2 protein-coding genes are annotated in these 2154 nt (G+C 70.3%); both read right to left on the bottom strand.

Going from position 1 to position 2154, the window contains the following annotated elements; genetic code table 11:
- Window positions 1-225 precede the first annotated feature (225 nt).
- The gene (locus tag ACWDAK_RS41070; RefSeq protein ID WP_344641350.1) at window positions 226-879 is read right to left on the bottom strand and encodes an ATP-dependent Clp protease proteolytic subunit; all 654 of its coding nucleotides are present in this window, start codon (window positions 877-879) and stop codon (window positions 226-228) included.
- A gap of 62 nt (window positions 880-941) precedes the next feature.
- Window positions 942-1538 (bottom strand): ATP-dependent Clp protease proteolytic subunit, encoded by a 597-nt coding sequence (locus ACWDAK_RS41065; RefSeq protein WP_344641356.1) that lies wholly within the window; start codon window positions 1536-1538, stop codon window positions 942-944.
- Between the last annotated feature and the right edge of the window lie 616 nt (window positions 1539-2154).

Genomic DNA, 2154 nt, shown 5'->3' with positions numbered 1-2154 from the left:
CGTGCATCGTGCGGGGGTCCCCCCGGCCGTCAGGCTGGGGGAAGAGAGCGCAGCGGCGCTGCGCGCGACGAGGGATGTGCGTCCGAGGGCCCCTCGCCCCCAGCCTCCGGCCGGGGGGACCCCCGCCCGTTGGCGGGCAAGGACGGCCCCTCCTGCCCGATGGCGGGCAAGGAGGGAGAGAGAGCTATCGGCACGCGACGCCGCGGGCCCTATTGCCGGTCGGTCCTAGCCCAGCTGGCCGGCCCGCGGTTCGACGACGTGGTCCACCAACCCGTACTCCTGCGCCTCCCGTGCGGTGAGGATCTTGTCCCGCTCGATGTCGTCGCGGATCTGCTGGACGTCCTTGCTGGAGTGCTTGGCCAGCATCTCCTCCAGCTGCCCGCGCATCCGCAGGATCTCGTTGGCCTGGATCTCCAGGTCGGAGACCTGGCCGCGGCCGGTCTCGGTGTACGGCTGGTGGATCAGGATCCGGGAGTTGGGCAGCGCCATCCGCTTGCCGGGGGTGCCGGCCGCCAGCAGGACCACCGCGGCGGAGGCCGCCTGGCCCATGCAGACCGTCGAGATGTCGGGCTTGACGTACTGCATCGTGTCGTAGACCGCGGTCAGCGCGGTGAACGATCCGCCGGGCGAGTTGATGTACAGCGAGATGTCGCGGTCCGGGTCCATGGACTCCAGGCAGATGAGCTGGGCCATGATGTCGTTCGCGGAGGTGTCGTCGATCTGCGCTCCGAGGAAGACGATCCGCTCCTCGAACAGCTTGGCGTACGGGTCGTACTCGCGGAAGCCCTGCGAGGTGCGCTCGGTGAAGCGCGGGACGATGTAGCGGCCCTCGGCGCGCAGGCGCTCGTGGGCGGCGCCCATTAAGTCGGGGATGTTCATGGGGACTTCGGCCTCCGTCAGGAGATGGGCTGGTGGACGGGCGGTGTCGCTGGGTGGCGGTCTCAGGCGCCCGTGCCGCCACCGCCGGGCACGTCCGCGGCGTGGTGCATCACGTCGTCGATCAGGCCGTACTCCTTGGCCTGCCGGGCGGAGAACCAACGGTCGCGGTCGGAGTCCGCGGTGATCTCCTCGACGGTCCGGCCGCTGTGGAAGGCGATCAGTTCGGCCATCCGCTTCTTGGTGCGCAGCAGTTGCTCGGCCTGGATCCGGATGTCGGTGGCCGAACCGCCGAGACCGGCCGAGGGCTGGTGCATCAGGATCTCGGCGTTCGGCAGCGCGAAGCGCTTCCCCGGGCTGCCGGCGGTGAGCAGGAACTGGCCCATCGAGGCCGCCATGCCCATCGCGATCGTCACCACGTCGTTCTTGACGTACTGCATGGTGTCGTAGATCGCCATGCCGGCCGAGATCGAGCCGCCCGGGGAGTTGATGTAGAGGAAGATGTCCTTCTCCGGCTCGGCGGCCAGGAGCAGGAGCTGGGCGGTGATCCGGTTGGCGATGTCGTCGTCCACCGCCTCGCCCAGGAAGATGATGCGGTCCTGGAGCAGGCGGTTGTACACCTGATCGCCGAGGCCGCCTCCGGCGGCGGACGGAGTCGTCATTCCCACGCGCTTGGCCAGTGTCACGGTGCAACCGCCTTGTCAGTCAGGGGTGTTCTGGTCTCGGGTGCCGTTCACGGAGGTGGCGGGGAGCAGACGGCGGAGGGCCGATGGGCCGGTGCGCGATCGCCGCGGAGCCCGGCGGGCCGCAGGGCAGGTAGCGGACGGCATCGGCCGGGCGGCAGCCGGCCCGGGGCCCGACGCACACCGAAGCGGCCCGTCGGCCGGGGCCCGGCGCCGTCGGCGGCCTGCCGCACGGTCACGTCCCGATGACCTCGCTCGCCCGCAGGCCGCAGCCCGCGCTCCGGATCGCCGGGCGCGCTCCCCGCCGCCGTCTTCGCAGATCGTGGCTGTTCAGCTGCTACCCCCTCCGGCCGTCGTACCCCTGTGTGGCTGAGTGACCGTCGATCATCGCCGCCATCGGAGATGATCCCGCCCTGACACTCTCTCTCTTTCCCCTTGCCAGACGCAAGTTGATCCGTCAATTACCTCATAAGACCGGCGGGCAACAGGGAGCGTGGATGAAGGAGCGGGTCGAGAGCCGAGTCTGGGCGTGCATCGTGCGGGGGTCCCCCCGGCCGTCAGGCTGGGGGAAGAGAGCGCAGCGGCGCTGCGCGCG

It is taken from the genome of Kitasatospora sp. NPDC001175 (genome assembly GCF_053598215.1).
This window is presented reverse-complemented; position numbering and strand designations above follow the sequence as displayed.

Bases quoted from the DNA above. Each gene is read 5' to 3' on its own strand.
- ACWDAK_RS41065 (WP_344641356.1), bottom strand. From the start codon at position 1,538: ATGACGACTCCGTCCGCCGCCGGAGGCGGCCTCGGCGATCAGGTGTAC.
- ACWDAK_RS41070 (WP_344641350.1), bottom strand. From the start codon at position 879: ATGAACATCCCCGACTTAATGGGCGCCGCCCACGAGCGCCTGCGCGCC.